Below are 17,367 nucleotides of genomic sequence, written 5' to 3'. Positions count from 1 at the left end.
GACGGCTTAGGGGCCCGCACTGCGTGCGAGACTGGACGCATGGCTGCGCTGTCGGCGGTGGTCTTTACGCTGAGTGGCTGGCTCGGGCTGTACCTGCTGGCCCGTGATCCGCGAAAACCGGTACTCGCGCTGGCGGCGGCCGGATTGTGTGGGTTCGCGTTGGTGGTCGCGCTGGACGCGGTGCGCACCGGCGGTCCCACGCACATCGCGGTGCTCGGCCGGCTCGAGGTGTACCTCGTCGCCGTGCCGAGCGTCGCGTGGTTCGCAGTGCTCGTCGAGCTGTCCCGGCCAGGTGATCACTGGCGGGCCCGCACCCGCGAGCTCCTGCTGGTGGGCGCGGTCGCGGCGCTCACGCTGGTCGGCGCGGCGGTGGCGGGCAGCGTCGCCGCGCCGCTGCGGCCCGGCCACCTGCTGATGTTCGCGGTGATCTCGGTGTCCACACTGGGTGCGATGGTGGCGGCGCTGCGGCGGCCCGCGCAGCCGGTGCCCGTTGTGGGCGTCGTCGTGGTGGCGACGCTGTTCTTCGCGCTGGCCAACGCGATCCTCATCATCCCGCTGGGCCTGGTGCCCAGCTGGCTGGCGCTGGCGTCGACGGGATTCGACCTGCTGCTGCTCGGCGTGGCGGTCGCCCTCTGGGACGCCTTCGACGAGGGCCAGGCGCTGCGCGCGGACATGCTGCGCTCTTTCGCCGGGTCGATGGTGGTGGCGGTGCTGTTGGGCGGCCAGGCGCTGATCGGGCTGGGCGCCACTCGCGGGGAGCCCACCGCGCAGACGGTGCTGACCGTCCTGCTGTTCACGACCCTGGCGATCGCCATCACGGTGCAGGTGCTCGCGGATCCGCTCGCCGGCGTGCTCGACCGGCTGGCGTTCTCGAAATCGCCGGCGTTGCGGGCCGACCGGGCCGCGCTGCGGCAAACCGAGGCCGCGCTGCCGCTGCGTTCCGTCGACCCCCTGCACGACGTCGACGACGAGACCTTCGCCCGGCTCACGCGCCGGGCGCTGGGACACTACGGTGACCTGACCAAGTTGGTGGCCAGCCCGCTGACCGCGCTGCCCGCCATCGACGAGCGACTGGCCGCCCGCGGAGCGCCCGACAACCCGCTGGAGCGGGCCAACGAGCTCAAGGCCGTCCTCGCCGAGGCCATCGGGCGGCTCAAGCCGCGCGACGCCGGGGACTTCGGGACCACCGAGCAGTGGCGCCATTACAACTCGCTCTACTTCCCGTACGTCGTCGGCGTGCGGGCCTACGCGCAGAACGCCACCGCGTCCGGATTGGACCCGACCGCCCGGCAGGCCTGGCAATGGTTGGTGACCGAGGTGCCGCAGCGCTCGCTGCACAATTGGCAGAACGCCGCGGCACGGGTGATCGCCGCCGACCTGCGCGGCCGGGTGCCGGTGCCCAGCGACTAGCGCCGGCCGTAACGCGGCGGCGTCAATCGGTCCGGATTCTCAGCCGTGGCGTTTACGCCCCGGCCTCGCCGGGTGTTCGAGGCCCACGCTTTCGGCCACAGTTCCCACAATGCGCGACGCACCGCGCGGGCACGGCCGGCGGGCGGAATAGCGCGCCGAAAGCCCTGGTCGTCTGTTGCGTGGCAGCACTTGGCAGTGCCACGGGTCGATATGGCAGTGCTCCGGCGGAACGCTCGAAACCGTTCGACGCTCGAAACTGTTTGACCCAAACCGATACACGAGGAGTGATCGCATGACCGCCATATCAGGTCCCACCCGCCGCCTCTACGACTCGACCGACTCGCTGCTGCGTTTCGCCATGCGCGCCGACGCCACCCTGACCGGGCTGTGCGGCCTGGCGGTCGCCTTCGTCGCCGACCCGCTCTCGTCGCTGCTCGGCCTGACGTCCTTGCGGGAATATGCGCTGGGCGCCGCGTTCGTGCTCTACGGCCTGGTGGTCTTCAGCCTGGCGGCCCTGCCCAACCTGCGGCGCGTCGGGTTCGGCGTGATCGTCGCCAACGTCGTCTGCACGGTGGCCGCTTGGGTGGCCGCCGAGGCAGTGCCGATGACCTCGCTCGGCGTGGCCGCGACACTGGCCATCGGCGTGTACACCGCGGGGTTCGCGGTGTTGCAATATCTCGGGGTGCGTCGTCTCGCGACATAGCCCGCCGGGAAGCCATCTGGTGGCGGGGCCTCGAGAATGGGCCCCGCTACAGCTTGCGCAGCCGGAGTCGGTTGATGGAGTGGTCGGCGTCCTTGCGCAGCACCAGCGTGGCGCGCGGGCGGGTCGGCAGGATGTTCTCCACCAGGTTCGGCCGGTTGATCGACCGCCAGATCTCCCGGGCGGCGGCCACGGCCTTCGTGTCGTTGAGCGCCGAATAGTGGTGGAAGTGCGATTCGGGATCGGCGAACGCCGTGCTGCGCAGCGACAGGAACCGCGACACGTACCACTGTTCGATGTCCTCGATCCGGGCGTCCACATACAGCGAGAAGTCGAACAGGTCGGACACCATCAGGGTCGGGCCGGTCTGCAAGACGTTGAGTCCCTCGAGGATCAAGATGTCGGGATGCCGGACCACATGCTTGGCGCCGGGGATGATGTCGTATTTCAGGTGCGAGTAGACCGGCGCGCACGCGTATTCGGAGCCGGATTTGATGGAAGTCACGAACCGCATCAGCGCGCGACGGTTGTAGCTCTCCGGAAAGCCCTTGCGATGCATCAGGTTTCGATGAGCGAGCTCGGCATTGGGGTACAGGAACCCGTCGGTGGTCACCAGGTCCACCCGGCGGTGGGGATCCCAGCGCGCCAGCAGCGCCTGCAGCACGCGGGCGGTCGTCGACTTGCCGACGGCCACGCTGCCCGCCACGCCGATGACGAACGGCACCGGCCGGTCCGGGTTCTGCTGCGGTTCGCCGAGAAACTCCGCGGTGGCGGCGAACAATCGCTGCCTGGCGGCCACCTGGAGGTGGATGAGCCGGGCCAGCGGCAGGTAGACCTCTTCGACCTCTAGCAGGTCGATCTGCTCGCCCAGACCGCGCAGGCCGATGAGCTCCTCCTCGGTGAGGGCCAGCGGCGTCGACATACGAAGCGCACGCCATTGCTTCCGGTCGAACTCCACATATGGGCTCGGCTCGCTAAGCCGCGGCATGGTGCCAGTCTTGCAGGGGCGGCACCGCCCCCGACGGTTGGGCTGGCCATTTCCGTCGCTCGATAGACTTGCGCCTGTGACCGCCGCACCTGACGCCCGCACCGCCGCCCCCCGGAACGCCTCCGTGATGTCCGCCCCGCTGTCCGAGGTAGACCCCGATATCGCCGAGTTGCTGGGCAAGGAGCTCGGCCGCCAGCGCGACACCCTGGAGATGATCGCCTCGGAGAACTTTGTGCCGCGTTCGGTGCTGCAGGCGCAGGGCAGCGTGCTGACCAACAAGTACGCCGAGGGGCTTCCCGGGCGGCGCTATTACGGCGGCTGCGAGTACGTGGACGAGGTGGAGAACATCGCGCGTGACCGGGCCAAGGCGCTCTTCGGCGCCGAATTCGCCAACGTCCAGCCGCATGCGGGCGCGCAGGCCAACGCCGCGGTGCTGCACGCGTTGATGAGCCCGGGGGAGCACCTGCTGGGCCTGGACCTGGCCAACGGCGGTCACCTGACCCACGGAATGAAGCTCAACTTCTCGGGCAAGCTGTACCGCGCCGGCTTCTACGGCGTGGACCCGACGACGCACCTCGTGGACATGGACGCGGTGCGGGCCAGGGCGCTCGAGTTGCGCCCCAAGGTGATCATCGCGGGCTGGTCGGCCTACCCGAGGATCCTCGACTTCGCGGCGTTCCGGTCCATCGCCGACGAGGTCGACGCCAAGCTGTGGGTGGACATGGCCCACTTCGCGGGCCTGGTGGCGGTCGGTCTGCATCCGTCGCCGGTGCCGCACGCCGACGTGGTCTCCACGACCGTGCACAAGACCCTCGGCGGCCCCCGGTCCGGGATGATCCTGGGCAAGCAGGAATACGCCAAGGCCATCAACTCGGCGGTGTTCCCCGGCCAGCAGGGCGGACCGCTCATGCACGTCATCGCCGGGAAGGCGGTCGCGCTCAAGATCGCCACGACGCCCGAGTTCGCCGACCGCCAGCGGCGCACGCTGTCCGGTGCTCGCCTCATCGCCGAGCGGATGCTGGCCTCCGACGTCGTCAAGGCCGGCGTGTCGGTGGTCAGCGGCGGCACCGACGTCCACCTGGTGCTGGTGGACTTACGTGAATCCCCGCTGGACGGGAAGGCGGCCGAGGACCTTCTCCACGAGATCGGCATCACGGTCAACCGCAACGCCGTGCCCAACGATCCGCGGCCTCCGATGGTGACGTCGGGCCTGCGGGTGGGCACCCCCGCGCTGGCGACCCGCGGCTTCGGCGACGCGGAGTTCAGCGAGGTCGCCGATATCATCGCGACGGCGCTGGTGGGTGGGACGAATGCGGACCTGCCCGCGCTGCGGGACCGGGTCACCCGCCTGGCCAGGGAGTTCCCGCTGTATGAGGGTCTCGAGGAGTGGACGCTGGTCGACCGCTAGGCCGGCGTCGGGACCAAGGAAGGACCGCGGAAGGACCAAAGTCACGACTTCGTCCCGACACGGGCAGGAAATTTCACAACACCTGTGAACGGGGGTTACAGTAACCGCATGGCACAGAAACCTGTCGCTAACGCGTTGACGCTTGAACTCGAGCCGGTGTGCGAGGTCAACATGGACCGCCACCTCAACACCGAGGACCTCTGGTTCGCCCACGACTACGTCCCGTTCGACCGGGGCGAGAACTTCGCCTTTCTGGGTGGACGCGACTGGGATCCGTCCCAGGCGACGCTGCCCCGGACCATCACCGACGCCTGCGAGATCCTGCTCCTGCTCAAGGACAACCTCGCCGGCCATCACCGCGAGCTCGTCGAGCACTTCATCCTCGAGGACTGGTGGGGTCGCTGGCTGGGACGGTGGACCGCGGAGGAGCACCTGCACGCCATCGCGCTGCGGGAGTACCTGGTGGTCACCCGCGAGGTCGACCCGACCGCGAACGAAGAGGCGCGGGTCCGGTACGTGATCAAGGGTTATCGCGCCGACCACTACTCGCAGGTCGAAACCCTGGTGTACATGGCGTTCACCGAGCGCACGCAGGGCGTCTTCTGCCGGAACCTGGCCGCCCAGATCGAGGAGCCGGTGCTGGCCGGGCTCATCGACCGGATCGCCCGGGATGAGGCGCGCCACGAACTGTTCTTCGCGAACCTGGTCGCGCACTGCCTGGACTGCACCCGCGACGAGACGATCGCGGCGATCGCCGCCCGCGCGGCCGACCTTCAGGTCGTCGGCGCCGACATCGACGATTACCAGGACAAGGTGCAGAACGTCGCCGGCGCCGGCATATTCGGCGAAGCTGACCTGCGGCAGGCCATCTCCGACCGCATCAGGGAATGGGAAGTGGCCGACGAGCCCGCGCTCAAGCGGTTCGTCGTCGGCTAGGCCGATCCTCGGGGGCGTCGCGCCTCTCACACCCTCACCCGGCTGACGTCGGCGCGCCTGCGCGGCGCGGACGCGGCCACGAGAGTAGCGTCACTCTTGATGGCCAGCGACAAGCTCTGCTGCCAGGGCGGCACCTCCCGTCACGAGAAGGGCAGGACCGGCCCCGGTCCTGGTGCCGCGGTTCCCGCCGACATGCCCGTGCGGGTCCGCGCGGGCTCATCCCGCTCGAGGAGCGCTACGTGACCGAAATCCGGACCTACGTGATCGATACGTCCGTGCTGCTGTCCGATCCGTGGGCCTGCAGCCGGTTCGCCGAGCACGAGGTGGTGGTTCCGCTGGTGGTGATCAGCGAACTGGAGGCGAAACGACACCACCACGAGTTGGGGTGGTTCGCCCGTCAGGCGCTGCGTCTGTTCGACGATCTACGACTCGAGCACGGACGGCTGGACCAGCCCATTCCCGTTGGGACACAAGGCGGGACGCTGCACGTGGAGCTCAACCACACCGATCCGGCGGTGCTGCCCGCCGGCTTCCGCAGCGACAACAACGACTGCCGGATCCTCAGCTGCGCCGCCAACCTCGCCGCCGAGGGCAAGCGAGTCACGTTGGTCAGCAAGGACATTCCGCTCCGCGTCAAGGCTGCCGCCGTGGGCCTGGCCGCCGACGAGTACCACGCGCAGGACGTGGTGGCGTCCGGATGGTCGGGTATGCGCGAGATCGAGACCGCCACGGAGGACATCGACGCGCTGTTCGCCGAGGGGGAGATCGACCTCGTCGAGGCGCGAGACCTCCCGTGCCACACCGGGATTCGACTCCTGGGCGGCAGCTCCCATGCACTGGGCCGGGTCAACGCCGACAAGCGGGTCCAGCTGGTGCGCGGCGACCGCGAGGTGTTCGGGCTGCGGGGCCGCTCCGCGGAGCAGCGCGTGGCCCTCGACCTGCTGCTCGACGAGTCGGTCGGCATCGTGTCGCTGGGCGGAAAGGCCGGCACCGGCAAGTCGGCGCTGGCGCTGTGCGCGGGCCTGGAGGCGGTGCTGGAACGCCGGACCCAGCGCAAGGTCGTGGTGTTCCGCCCGCTGTACGCCGTGGGTGGCCAGGAACTGGGCTACCTGCCCGGCAGCGAGAGCGAGAAGATGGGCCCCTGGGCGCAGGCGGTGTTCGACACCCTCGAGGGCCTGGCCAGCCCGGCCGTGCTGGAGGAGGTGCTCTCGCGCGGCATGCTCGAGGTGCTGCCGCTGACCCACATCCGGGGCCGCTCCCTGCACGACTCGTTCGTCATCGTCGACGAGGCGCAGTCGCTGGAGCGCAACGTGCTGCTGACCGTGCTGTCCCGGCTGGGAACGGGCTCGCGGGTGGTGCTGACCCACGACATCGCCCAGCGCGACAACCTGCGGGTCGGTCGCCACGACGGCGTCGCGGCGGTGATCGAGAAGCTCAAGGGCCACCCGCTGTTCGCCCACATCACGCTGCTGCGCAGCGAGCGCTCGCCGATCGCGGCGCTGGTCACCGAAATGCTCGAGGAGATCGCCGGACCGCACTGACCTGACGGCCCGCCCGGCATCGCTCAACGCCGTGAGTGGGCGCTCGATGCCCGGGTAGGCTGCCAGCGTGCCCAAACGACCCGACACCCAGGCCTGGCGCTACTGGCGCACCGTGGCCGGTGTGGTCGCGGCCACCGCGGTGCTGGTGATCGGCGGGCTGACGGGTCACGTGACGCGCGCCGACAACCTGAGCTGCTCGGTGACCAAGTGCGTCGCGTTGACGTTCGACGACGGGCCCAGCCCCTTCGACGGCCGGCTGCTGCAAATTCTGAAGGACAACGACGCCAAGGCCACTTTCTTTGAGATCGGCAACAAGGTGGCGGCCAACCCCGCCGGCGCCAAACAGGTCGCCGACGCCGGGATGGAAATCGGCAGCCACACGTGGGAGCACCCCAACATGGCGACGATCCCGCCCGAGGAGATCGCCGGACAATTCTCCAGGGCCAACGATGCCATCACGGCCGCGACCGGCCGCACACCCAACCTCTACCGCCCCGCCGGGGGCCTGTCCAACGACGCCGTGCGGCAGACCGCCGCCCGGTTCGGGCTGGCCGAAATCCTCTGGGACGTCATCCCTTTCGACTGGGCGAACGACTCCAATACGGCCGCAACGCGGTACATGCTGATGACCTACATCAAGCCCGGCTCGGTCGTGTTGTTCCATGACACCTATTCGAGCACCGTCGATTTGGTGTACCAGTTCATACCCGTGCTCAAGGCCAACGGCTACCGCCTGGTGACGGTCAGCGAACTGCTCGGGCCCCGGGCGCCGGGCAGCAGCTACGGCAGCCGCGAGAACGGGCCGCCCGTCAACGGGCTGCACGACATCCCGGCCAGCGAGATCCCCACGCTGCCCGACACGCCCTCGCCGAAGCCGATGCCGAACTTCCCGATCACCGACATCCCGGGCCAGAACTCGGGCGGACCGAACAACGGCGCCTAGTGGGCCGGCGCAGGGCTCCGTTCCCGCGGTGGGCGAGTAACCTCCGCCCGGAGCGCCGAAATTCGGTCCGGCGGTTGGCGATTCGGTACGGGAGTGATCTCGCCCTGGCCTACGCCATCGGCCTCCTCGACGCGTCGGCCATCCTGATTCCGCTCGGGAGGCACGCGGCCGTCGCCTTGCCGGAACGCCGCGTGATCGTGATGGTGGCGCTGGGTGTGCTGGGCGCCCTGTGCGTAGCGGTGGCGGGGGCGCTCAACCTCGCGCCGACGCTGAGGTGGTTCGTCGCCGGCGCCGAACCCACTACGGAGCAGCGCGATGCCGCGATGAATCTCGCGCGGCACCAGGCCGGCATCCTGCTGGGGGCCTGGGCGGCCGGCGGCGGCATATCCCTGCTGCTGAACCATGGCGCGGGGACGGGGCTATTGGTGCCCATCGCGCTCGGCGCGCTATTCGGCGGACCGGCCGCCGCGGGCACGGGACTGCTGCTGACACAACGCATCCTGCGACCGATCATGGGGGCGGCGACCCGCGGCGGGGAGCCGCGGGTGGCGGTTCCGGGCGTGTTGGCGCGGCTGGTCATGTTGTGGTTTTTGTGCAGCGCCCTGCCGATCGGCGTCATCGCGACGGTTGTCGTGCTCCGCTCCTACGGTTGGCTCATTCCGAGGTCCGTGTCCATAAACGTGCCCGTGCTGGTGGTGTCGCTGGCGGCGCTGTTGCTCGGCCTGCCGATGATGATTCTGACGTCGCGCTCCATCTCCGACCCGCTCAGCGAAGTGGTGGACGCGATGGCTGAGGTGGAGCACGGCCACATCGGCACGTACGTCGGAGTCTACGAGCGATCCCAAATCGGGCGGCTGCAAACCGGATTCAACCGGATGGTCGCGGGCCTCGCCGAGCGCGACCGGTTGCGCGACCTGTTCGGGCGTCACGTCGGCGCCGAGGTCGCCCACCGCGCCATCGAGGAGGGCGCCTCGCTGTCCGGGGACGTGGTCGAGGCGGGCATCCTTTTCATCGACCTGGTGGGCTCGACCCAACTCGCGGAAAGCCGCCCGCCGCAAGAGGTCGCCGAGGTGCTCAACGATTTCTTCCGGATCGTCGTCAACGCCGTCGACCAACACCGCGGGCTCGTCAACAAGTTCGCCGGCGACGCCGCACTGGCCGTCTTCGGGGCGCCGTTACCGATGAGCGACCCGGCGTCGGCGGCGCTGGCCGCGGCACGCGCGCTGGGCGCCGAGTTGCGTCGGCTACCCGTGGTCGACTTCGGCATCGGCGTCTCGGCGGGCCGGGTCTTCGCGGGCAACGTCGGCTCCGAAAACCGCTACGAATACACGGTGATCGGCGACGCCGTCAACGAGGCCGCGCGGCTGGCCGACCTCGCCAAGACCGCCGACCGCCGCATCCTGTGCGCCGCGGCGGCGATCGACCGCGCCGGCGAGCCCGAGCGGTCGCACTGGGCCGAGCGCTATTCCACCGTGCTGCGCGGCCGGTCGGAACCGACGCACGTCTCCGCGCCGAGCGGACTGGCTACTTCGTGACCTTGAGCGCCGCGATCACCTTGCCGATGATGCCCGCCGAACCGGCGTCGCCGATCGGGGTGGCGCCCATGAAGACGGTGACGGGCTTGGTGTCCACCGCGATGATGGTGACCGAGTCGCCCTTGACGTTTCGCGCGGGGTCGGCGATCGAGATGTCGGCGTCGACGCGGGCGGCCTTGACGCCGTCGACGGTGGTCGACGACGTCTTCGTCGGGCCCAGGGTGGGCGACGCGTTGGCGTACCCCGGGCCGTTGGCGATGCAGTCCATCAGCTTGGACGCCTGCGCGCCGACGTCCATGCTGGTGACGAAATTGGTGACGGCGACCTCGGCCTGCATCATCCACTGGTTGGCGCCCGGCACCTCCTGGCCGACGCCCACCGCCCCAATCAAGTTGGGGCTCTGGTCATCCGAGAAGCCCGCCCACCCCGGCGTCGCGCTGGCCGGGAACGAGAGCTTGCCCGCGCTGATCGTGTCGCCCGTGGGCTTGTCGCCCCCCGACACGTTCGGCGTGCAACCGGTCGCCGTCTGCATGGAGTTGGTCGGCTGCGATGTCGGCGCGCTCGACGGCGGCTGGGAGGCCTTGGTCGACTTGCTCCCGCTGCCGAGCCCGATGACCAGAATCACCACCAGCGCGATGACCCCGACCACGGCGACACCGGCCAGGATCAGCCACGGAAGCTTCGAGCGGGGACCGTTCGGCGGCGGTCCCGGCGGGTACGGCCCGCCCGGCCACCCTGGCGGAACCTGACCCGGCGGCGGGTACGGCTGACCAGATGGCGGGTACGGCTGGCCCGGCTGCGGGTACGGCTGGCCCGGCGGCGGGTACGGCTGGCCGGGCGGCGGGTACTGCTGGCCGGGCGGCGGCGGGTAACCGCCCGCGGCGTAGGGGTCGGCACCGCCCTGCGGATTGGGGTACGGCCCGCCGGGCGGCGGGTACGGGTAGGAGCCGCCCTGCGGTTGGCCGCCCCAATAGGGTCCCTGCCCATAGGGATTCGACCCGTAGGGGTCCTGACCGTAGGGACCCCCCGGAGGAGCCGTCATCGCTGAACCGCCCTTACTCTTCGTCTGGTTGGCTGTCGCCGTCGTTTCTAGTCTTCCGGCTTGACTTTCGCCATCGCCAAGACGTCCAGACGGCGGTCCAGTTCCTCTTCGGACAGCTTGTCGCCGATCAAGCCGCGGTCGATGACGGTCTGGCGGATCGTCTTGCGTTCCTTGAGTGCCTGCTTGGCGACGGCGGCGGCCTCCTCGTAGCCGATGGCCGAGTTCAGCGGCGTCACGATCGACGGCGACGACTCGGCCAGCTCGCGCAGGTGCTCGACGTTGGCGGCCAGCCCGACGATGCAGCGTTCGGCGAACAACCTCGACACGTTGGTCAGCAGCTTGAACGACTCGAGGATGTTGCGGGCCATCATGGGGATGTAGACGTTGAGCTCGAAGGCGCCCGACAAACCGCCGACCGTGACCGCCGCGTCGTTGCCGATCACCTGCGCGGCGACCTGTGTAACCGCTTCCGGCAGAACAGGATTCACCTTGCCCGGCATGATGGAGCTGCCCGGCTGCAGGTCGGGGAGCCGGATCTCGGCCAGGCCGGTCAGCGGGCCCGACCCCATCCAGCGGATGTCGTTGGCGATCTTGGTCAGCGACACCGCGATGGTGCGCAGTGCGCCGGACGCCTCGACCAGGCCGTCGCGCGCCGCCTGCGCCTCGAAGGAGTTCTTGGCCGGCCGCAGTTCATTCAGACCCGTGGAGACGATCAGGGTTTCGACCACCCGGGCGCCGAACCCGTCGGGCGCGTTGAGGCCGGTGCCGACGGCGGTCCCGCCAATCGCCAGTTCGCCCAGCCGCGGCAGCGTGGCCCGGACCCGCTCGATGCCGGCCTCGATCTGCCGGGCGTACCCGCTGAACTCCTGGCCGAGCGTGACCGGAACGGCGTCCATCAGGTGGGTGCGGCCGGACTTGACCACCGTGTGCCACTCGCGGGCCTTGCCGGCCAGCGCGTCGTGCAGCACCTCGAGCGCCGGGATGAGGTGGCGCACCGCCGCCTCGGTGGCCGCGATGTGGGTGGCCGTCGGGAAGGTGTCGTTCGACGACTGCGACATGTTCACGTCGTCGTTGGGGTGCACCGTGACCCCGTTGGCGGCCGCGATGGACGCGATCACCTCGTTGGTGTTCATGTTCGAGCTTGTCCCCGAACCGGTCTGGAACACGTCGATGGGGAACTGGTCGTCGTGTTGGCCGTCGGCGATCTCGGCCGCGGCGGCGATGATCGCGTCCGCCTTCTCCGGCGCCAGCAGCCCCAGGTCCTTGTTCACCTGCGCACAGGCCCCCTTGAGCAGGCCCAGCGCCCGGATCTGGGTGCGCTCCAGGCCCCGCCCCGAGATCGGGAAGTTCTCGACTGCGCGCTGAGTCTGCGCCCGCCACAACGCTTTTGCGGGTACGCGGACCTCGCCCATGGTGTCATGCTCGATGCGGTATTCGGTGTCTGTGTTGTCTTGCAGGGCGCTATCGGCCATAGGTGGCAATCCTTATTTGCTCGTCGGTCAGGGCAGGGGATAGGCGGCGGTGCTGTCGCCGGTGAAATCGATGGACGAGTATTCGTTGAGCTTCGAGAGCCGGTGGTAGGCCTCGATCATGCGGACGGTGCCCGACTTCGAGCGCATCACGATCGACTGGGTGGTGCACCCGCCCGGGTAGTACTGCACGCCCTTGAGCAGGTCGCCGCTGGTGACGCCGGTGGCGCAGAAGAAGACGTTCTCGCCGGACACCAGGTCCTCGGTGGTCAGCACCTGGTCCAGGTCGTAGCCGGCGTCGATGGCCTTCTGGCGTTCCTCGTCGTCCTTCGGCGCCAGCTGTGCCTGGATGGCACCGCCCATGCAGCGGATGGCGGCCGCGGCGATGATGCCCTCCGGGGTGCCGCCGATGCCGGCCAGCAGGTCGGTGCCCGACTGGTACCGGCACGCCGAGATAGCGCCGGCGACGTCGCCGTCGGTGATCAGCCGGATGCGGGCGCCGGTCGCCCGGGCCTCCTCGATCAGCCGGGCATGCCGGGGCCGGTCCAGGATGCAGACGGTCATGTCCCGCACGGAGAGGTGCTTCACCTTGGCGACCGCACGGATGTTCTCGGCGATCGGCGCGGTGATGTCCAGCACGTCGGCGGCCTCGGGCCCGACGGCGATCTTGTTCATGTAGTACACCGCCGACGGGTCGAACATCGCGCCGCGCTCGGCCACCGCCAGCACAGAGATCGCGTTGGGCATGCCCTTGCTCATCAGCGTGGTGCCGTCGACCGGGTCGACGGCGAAGTCGCATTCGGGGCCGTCGCCGTTGCCGACCTCCTCCCCGTTGTAGAGCATCGGCGCGTTGTCCTTCTCGCCCTCGCCGATCACCACCACGCCGCGCATCGACACCGAGTTGACGAGTTCGCGCATCGCGTCGACGGCCGCGCCGTCACCGCCCTCTTTGTCGCCGCGGCCGACCCAGCGGCCGGCCGCCATGGCGCCGGCCTCGGTGACGCGGACCAGCTCAAGGGCCAGGTTGCGGTCCGGGGCCTCGCCCCGCCCGCGCGCCTTGGGCGGGCCCCCGCCCGGGCCGGCGTCCTGCTGCGAATGGGACGCAGGACCGGGTCCAGATGAGCGGGCGCCCTCAGCTGTCATGGTTGGTGATTGTCCCAGAAGCGGATCGTTGCCGGAGAACTGGGATACTCGGGGGGTGACCCAGGAGCCGGAGCCGAATGGCAGCTCGGAAGCCCAGGTAGCCGCGGAGCCGGCGCCGGCGGCGAAGCCCGCCAAACCACGCCTGCTGCAGGACGGTCGCGACATGTTCTGGTCGCTGGCACCGCTGGTGATCGCCTGCATTCTGCTGGCCGGCCTGGTCGGCATGTGCTCCTTCCAGCCGGGGAGCGCCAACAAGGTCACGATCCCGGCCTACGACGCGACGGGGGCCCTGCGCGCCGACGCCCAGGCGCTGGGCTTCCCGATCCGGCTACCGCAGTTGCCCGCAGGGTGGCGGGCCAACTCGGGCAGCCGTGGGTTCATCCAGAACGGGCGAATCGATCCGGCGACCGGTCAGCGGCTCAACGCGGCCACCTCGGTCGTGGGATTCATCAGCCCGACGGGCATGTACCTGAGCCTGACCCAGAGCAACGCGGACGAGGACAAGCTGGTGGGCTCGATCCACCCGCCGGCGTACCCCACCGGGGCGGTGCAGGTCGACGGCACCAACTGGGTGGTCTATCAGGGCGCCGGCCAGAGCGGCGCGGACGCCGAACCGGTGTGGACGACCCGGCTCACCGGTCCGGCCGGCGCCACCCAGCTCGCGATCACCGGCGCCGGGAACGCCGACCAATTCCGTACGCTGGCTGCGGCTACCCAATCGCAGCCGCCGCTGCCCGCGCGCTGAAGGGCTTGAAGGAAGGCAGAGCGTGACCGCACCCGAAGCAGACCTTTTCGGATGGTCGGCGGCGCCGTTCACCGGCGGCGGCTACACCCACGATGTCTACCGCAAGGGCGCCGGGCCCGGGGTCGTGCTCATCCCGGAAATACCCGGCATCCATCCCGGCGTGCTCGCGCTCGGTGACCACCTCGTCGACAACGGGTTCACCGTCGCCATGCCGTCGCTGTTCGGCAAACCGGGCAGGGCCAAGACCACCGGTTCCATCGCGGCCAGCCTCGCCCGGCCCTGTGTGGCACGGGAATTTGCCGCGTTCGCCACCGACAAGCAGCGACCGGTGGCGCTGTTCCTGCGGGCGCTGGCCCGCGACCTCAACGCGTCGACGCCGGGCAAGGGCGTCGGCGTGATCGGCCAGTGTTTCACCGGCGGCTTCGCGCTGGCCGCCGCCGTCGACGACAGCGTGCTGGCCCCGGTGCTCAGCCAGCCGTCGGTGCCGCTGCCGCTGGGCGCCGCCCGGCGGCGCGACCCCGGTCTGAGCGAACCCGAGCTGGCCACCGTCGCCCGGCGCTGCGCCAACGACGGGCTGTGCGCGCTGGGGCTGCGGTTCAGCGAGGACAAGACCGCGCCGGCGGAACGGTTCGCCACGCTCAAGCGGCGGCTCGGCGACGCCTTCGAGGTGATCGAGATCGACTCCAGCCCGGGCAACAGGGGTGGCTTCGGCAAGGCCGCGCACTCGGTGCTCACCACCGAGGTTCGCGAGGTCGACGGCCATCCGGCGTACGAGGCGCGTAAGCGGGTCGTCGAGTTCCTCGTCGAGCGCCTCGCTTAGGGGACTGGCATGGCGATCGATGACCTGGTGGTGGAGACCGCCCACGGCCCGGTCCGCGGAAGCGACCTGGGCCGCGCCCGGGCGTGGAAGGGCATCAGGTACGCGGCGCCCCCCGTCGGCGACCTGCGTTTCCGTGCACCGCAGCCCCCGGCGCCGTGGACCGTGGTCGCCGACGCCACCCGCTACGGCCCGGTCTGCCCGCAGCCGGTCTTCCCCAACATGCCGCTGGACCTCGGGGCGCCGCAGGGCGAGGACTGCCTCCGGCTGAACGTCTGGGTTTCGTCCGGCACCCGGCCCGGCGACGCGAAGCCGGTGATGGTGTGGCTGCACGGCGGCGCCTACGTGCTGGGCTCCAGCAGCCAGGCCCTCTACGACGGGCGCCGGCTGGCCGGCGGCGGCGAGGTCGTCGTGGTGACCGTCAACTACCGGGTCGGGGCGCTCGGCTTCATGGACCTGTCGTCGTTGAACCGGCGATTCGACTCCAACGTCGGGCTGCGCGACGTGCTCGCGGCGCTGCGCTGGGTGCGCGACAACATCGCGGCTTTCGGCGGTGACCCCCGACGGGTCACGCTGTTCGGGGAGTCGGCCGGCGCGGGCATCGTCACGACGCTGCTCGCCAGCCCGGCCGCCGAAGGCCTGTTCGCCCGGGCGATCGCCCAGAGCTCACCGGCGACATCGGTGTACGACCGGGGCAGGGCGCAGCGGGTCACCGAGGCAATCTTGGAGCGGCTGGACATCGCGCCGTCCGACGTGAACAGGCTGCTCGGCGTGCCCACCGCGGTGCTGCTCGCGACGTCCCAGGAGGTCTTCGACGAGGTGCCGGTGCGCAACCCGGGCATCCTGGCGTTCGTCCCGATCGTCGACGGCGAACTGCTGGACGACTACCCGGTCAAGCTGGCGCAGGAGGGCCGCTCGCTGTCCGTCCCGCTGATCGTGGGCACCAACAAGCACGAGGCGGCGCTCTTCCGGCTGATGAGGTCGCCGCTGATGCCGATCACGCCGCGAGCGATCACGTCGATGTTCGACCAGATCGCCGCCGAGCAGCCCGACCTGCAGCTGCCCACCGAGGAGCAGATCGGGTCGGCCTACTCGCGATTCCGGCGCCGGTCCCGGAGTTTGAACATCGCGACCGATGTCGGGTTCCGCATGCCGTCGGTGTGGCTGGCCGAGGGACACTCCCAGGTCGCGCCGGTGCATCTCTACCGGTTCGATTACGCCACCCCGCTGCTTCGCCTGCTGCTGGTCAACGCCGCCCACGCCACCGAATTGCCTTACGTGTGGGGCAATCTCGGTGGGCCCAGGGACCCGACGCTCAAGCTCGGCGGCGCCAAGACCGCTCGGGCCGTCTCCAAGCGGTTGCGCACGCGGTGGATCAACTTCGCGACGCGCGGCGAACCCGAAGGCCCGCCCGGCGAGCCGGACTGGGCGCCCTACCGGCCCGCGGATCGGGCCTGCCTGCTCGTCAACAAGCGCGACACGGTGGCGCGTGACGTCGACGCGCACATCCGCGCGGCGTGGGGTAGTGAGATGGTGGGCTTCCGGTAGCTAACCGGTGGCCTTGGCCTGCCGCGCCTGGTTCTTCATCCGGTGGAACATGTCCACGTAGTACGGAAGGCATTCGGAGAGGGCCTGTTCCGTGGTGAACAGCGGACGGTAACCGAGGTCGCGGGACGCCTTGGCGACCGAGAAGTAGTTGTCGAGGTACAGCCGCTCGACCGCGAGCGGCTCGAGCAGCGGGGCCGGGATGCCGAACCGGAAATGTAGGCGCTGCCAGCCCGTCATCGCCGCGCGCACCATCGGTCCGTTGACCCGCACCCGTGGCCAGCGCTCCCCACACGCCTCGATCACCGGCCGCGCGAACTCGAACATGTTGATGGGCTCGGCGTCGTTGATGAAGTACGCCTGGCCGGGCGCCGCGCCGCCGGGCACCAGATGCTGCGCGGCCAGGATGAAACCGTGCACCAGGTTGTGCACGTAGGAGTTGTCGAGCCGCGCCGACTTGCGGCCGATCAGCACCTTCACGTGGCCGGCGATGACGCTCTCGAACAGCTTGCGGAACATCGTCTGGTCGCCGCGGCCCCAGATGCCGCTGGGCCGGATCGCGCACGTGAGCATTCCACCGACGCCGTTCTGGGACAATACGAATCGCTCGGCGACCACCTTGGTTTCGGTGTAGAGGTCGTCGAACCGGTCGGTGTAGGGCAGCGTCTCGTCACCCCCGGCGATGTCCTGTCCGCCCATCACCACGCTGTTCGACGAGGTGTAGATGAACCGCTGCACACCCGCGGCCTGCCCGGCGTGCACCAGGTTTTCGGTGCCGCCCACGTTGACCGCGAAGCTGCGCTGACGGTATTCGTCGGTCACCGACGCGCCGCCCATCAGGTCGATGACCGCCGCGGTGTGGAAGATCGTGTCGACGCCGTCCACCGCGGAGGCGCAGGTGGACGCGTCGGTGATGTCGCCCTGCAGCACCTCCAGCTGCGGGTGCTGCGGCAGCGTCGAGGGGACGCGGTCGAAGGAGCGCACCCGGTAGCCGCGGTCGAGCAGGGTGGTCACCAGGTTGGCGCCGACGAATCCCGAGCCGCCGGTGACCAGGGCGTGGCCGGGTTCGGATGTCAGTGCTGGATCACCCACCGGCGAAGCATAACTGAAACGTGTTCCAGTTCGGCGGCGGCCCGGGTGGCCGG

15 protein-coding genes are annotated in these 17,367 nt (G+C 69.8%); 10 read left to right on the top strand and 5 right to left on the bottom strand.

The genetic code is table 11. From position 1 onward, the window contains the following. Positions 1-39 precede the first annotated feature (39 nt). Together G6N56_RS11075 and G6N56_RS11070 are read left to right on the top strand one after the other, a co-directional pair. Complete coding sequence (locus tag G6N56_RS11075; RefSeq protein ID WP_085256435.1) at positions 40-1,410, top strand: hypothetical protein; 1,371 nt, start codon at positions 40-42, stop codon at positions 1,408-1,410. Between the two features lie 292 nt (positions 1,411-1,702). After that, positions 1,703-2,113, top strand: coding sequence for a hypothetical protein (locus G6N56_RS11070; protein ID WP_085256436.1), 411 nt, complete (start codon positions 1,703-1,705; stop codon positions 2,111-2,113). A gap of 46 nt (positions 2,114-2,159) precedes the next feature. Here the strand turns inward: G6N56_RS11070 and coaA are convergent, their stop codons facing one another. Beyond that, a complete protein-coding gene (coaA, locus tag G6N56_RS11065) occupies positions 2,160-3,098 on the bottom strand; it encodes a type I pantothenate kinase (protein ID WP_085256437.1) in 939 nt (312 codons plus the stop codon). 127 nt (positions 3,099-3,225) lie between these two features. Here coaA and glyA point away from each other — a divergent pair, with 127 nt between their 5' ends. The 5 genes from glyA (at position 3,226) to G6N56_RS11040 (ending at position 9,461) form a co-directional block, all read left to right on the top strand. Beyond that, positions 3,226-4,506: a serine hydroxymethyltransferase gene (gene glyA, locus G6N56_RS11060; RefSeq protein WP_085256469.1), complete on the top strand. Its 1,281-nt coding sequence runs from the start codon at positions 3,226-3,228 to the stop codon at positions 4,504-4,506. A 108-nt stretch (positions 4,507-4,614) separates the two neighbouring features. Then, entirely contained in the window at positions 4,615-5,442 is an 828-nt protein-coding gene (locus G6N56_RS11055) for an acyl-ACP desaturase (RefSeq protein ID WP_085256470.1), read from the top strand. Positions 5,443-5,681: 239 nt separating this feature from the next. Next, complete coding sequence (locus G6N56_RS11050) at positions 5,682-6,983, top strand: RNA 5'-3' helicase PhoH2 (RefSeq protein WP_085256438.1); 1,302 nt, start codon at positions 5,682-5,684, stop codon at positions 6,981-6,983. Between the two features lie 67 nt (positions 6,984-7,050). Then, a complete protein-coding gene (locus G6N56_RS11045) occupies positions 7,051-7,926 on the top strand; it encodes a polysaccharide deacetylase family protein (protein ID WP_085256439.1) in 876 nt (291 codons plus the stop codon). A gap of 74 nt (positions 7,927-8,000) precedes the next feature. Beyond that, positions 8,001-9,461, top strand: coding sequence for an adenylate/guanylate cyclase domain-containing protein (locus tag G6N56_RS11040; protein WP_085256440.1), 1,461 nt, complete (start codon positions 8,001-8,003; stop codon positions 9,459-9,461). On the opposite strand, the gene G6N56_RS11035 is transcribed toward G6N56_RS11040, so the two are convergent. From G6N56_RS11035 to glpX, 3 genes are read right to left on the bottom strand one after another with little or no spacing between them, the layout of a single operon-like run. Next, a complete protein-coding gene (locus G6N56_RS11035) occupies positions 9,451-10,503 on the bottom strand; it encodes a hypothetical protein (protein WP_163645109.1) in 1,053 nt (350 codons plus the stop codon). The genes G6N56_RS11040 and G6N56_RS11035 overlap by 11 nt on opposite strands. 47 nt (positions 10,504-10,550) lie before the next feature. Continuing rightward, a complete protein-coding gene (locus G6N56_RS11030) occupies positions 10,551-11,975 on the bottom strand; it encodes a class II fumarate hydratase (RefSeq protein ID WP_085256442.1) in 1,425 nt (474 codons plus the stop codon). Between the two features lie 27 nt (positions 11,976-12,002). Next, positions 12,003-13,115: a class II fructose-bisphosphatase gene (gene glpX, locus G6N56_RS11025; RefSeq protein ID WP_085256443.1), complete on the bottom strand. Its 1,113-nt coding sequence runs from the start codon at positions 13,113-13,115 to the stop codon at positions 12,003-12,005. Positions 13,116-13,170: 55 nt separating this feature from the next. On the opposite strand from glpX, the gene G6N56_RS11020 reads away from it, so the two are divergent. Genes G6N56_RS11020 through G6N56_RS11010 form a run of 3 tightly spaced genes read left to right on the top strand, consistent with a single transcriptional unit; the run spans position 13,171 to position 16,225 of the window. Beyond that, positions 13,171-13,860 (top strand): DUF4245 domain-containing protein, encoded by a 690-nt coding sequence (locus tag G6N56_RS11020; RefSeq protein ID WP_180150522.1) that lies wholly within the window; start codon positions 13,171-13,173, stop codon positions 13,858-13,860. 22 nt (positions 13,861-13,882) lie between these two features. Then, positions 13,883-14,680, top strand: a complete 798-nt coding sequence (locus G6N56_RS11015) for a dienelactone hydrolase family protein (RefSeq protein ID WP_085256445.1) — start codon at positions 13,883-13,885, stop codon at positions 14,678-14,680. 9 nt (positions 14,681-14,689) lie between these two features. After that, positions 14,690-16,225, top strand: a complete 1,536-nt coding sequence (locus G6N56_RS11010; protein WP_085256446.1) for a carboxylesterase/lipase family protein — start codon at positions 14,690-14,692, stop codon at positions 16,223-16,225. Here the strand turns inward: G6N56_RS11010 and G6N56_RS11005 are convergent, their stop codons facing one another. Continuing rightward, the gene (locus G6N56_RS11005; RefSeq protein WP_085256447.1) at positions 16,226-17,314 is read right to left on the bottom strand and encodes a 3-beta-hydroxysteroid dehydrogenase; all 1,089 of its coding nucleotides are present in this window, start codon (positions 17,312-17,314) and stop codon (positions 16,226-16,228) included. Positions 17,315-17,367 lie beyond the last annotated feature (53 nt).

Source organism: Mycobacterium saskatchewanense (assembly GCF_010729105.1).
Classification (GTDB): Bacteria; Actinomycetota; Actinomycetes; order Mycobacteriales; family Mycobacteriaceae; genus Mycobacterium; species Mycobacterium saskatchewanense.
The sequence above is the reverse complement of the archived record's forward strand: the minus strand, read 5'-3'. Positions and strand labels throughout refer to the sequence as shown.

Coding starts and splice junctions, on each gene's coding strand:
- G6N56_RS11030 (WP_085256442.1), bottom strand. CDS start 11,975: ATGGCCGATAGCGCCCTGCAAGACAACACAGACACCGAATACCGCATC.
- G6N56_RS11035 (WP_163645109.1), bottom strand. CDS start 10,503: ATGACGGCTCCTCCGGGGGGTCCCTACGGTCAGGACCCCTACGGGTCG.
- G6N56_RS11075 (WP_085256435.1), top strand. CDS start 40: ATGGCTGCGCTGTCGGCGGTGGTCTTTACGCTGAGTGGCTGGCTCGGG.
- glpX (WP_085256443.1), bottom strand. CDS start 13,115: ATGACAGCTGAGGGCGCCCGCTCATCTGGACCCGGTCCTGCGTCCCAT.
- G6N56_RS11010 (WP_085256446.1), top strand. CDS start 14,690: ATGGCGATCGATGACCTGGTGGTGGAGACCGCCCACGGCCCGGTCCGC.
- coaA (WP_085256437.1), bottom strand. CDS start 3,098: ATGCCGCGGCTTAGCGAGCCGAGCCCATATGTGGAGTTCGACCGGAAG.
- G6N56_RS11055 (WP_085256470.1), top strand. CDS start 4,615: ATGGCACAGAAACCTGTCGCTAACGCGTTGACGCTTGAACTCGAGCCG.
- G6N56_RS11070 (WP_085256436.1), top strand. CDS start 1,703: ATGACCGCCATATCAGGTCCCACCCGCCGCCTCTACGACTCGACCGAC.
- glyA (WP_085256469.1), top strand. CDS start 3,226: ATGTCCGCCCCGCTGTCCGAGGTAGACCCCGATATCGCCGAGTTGCTG.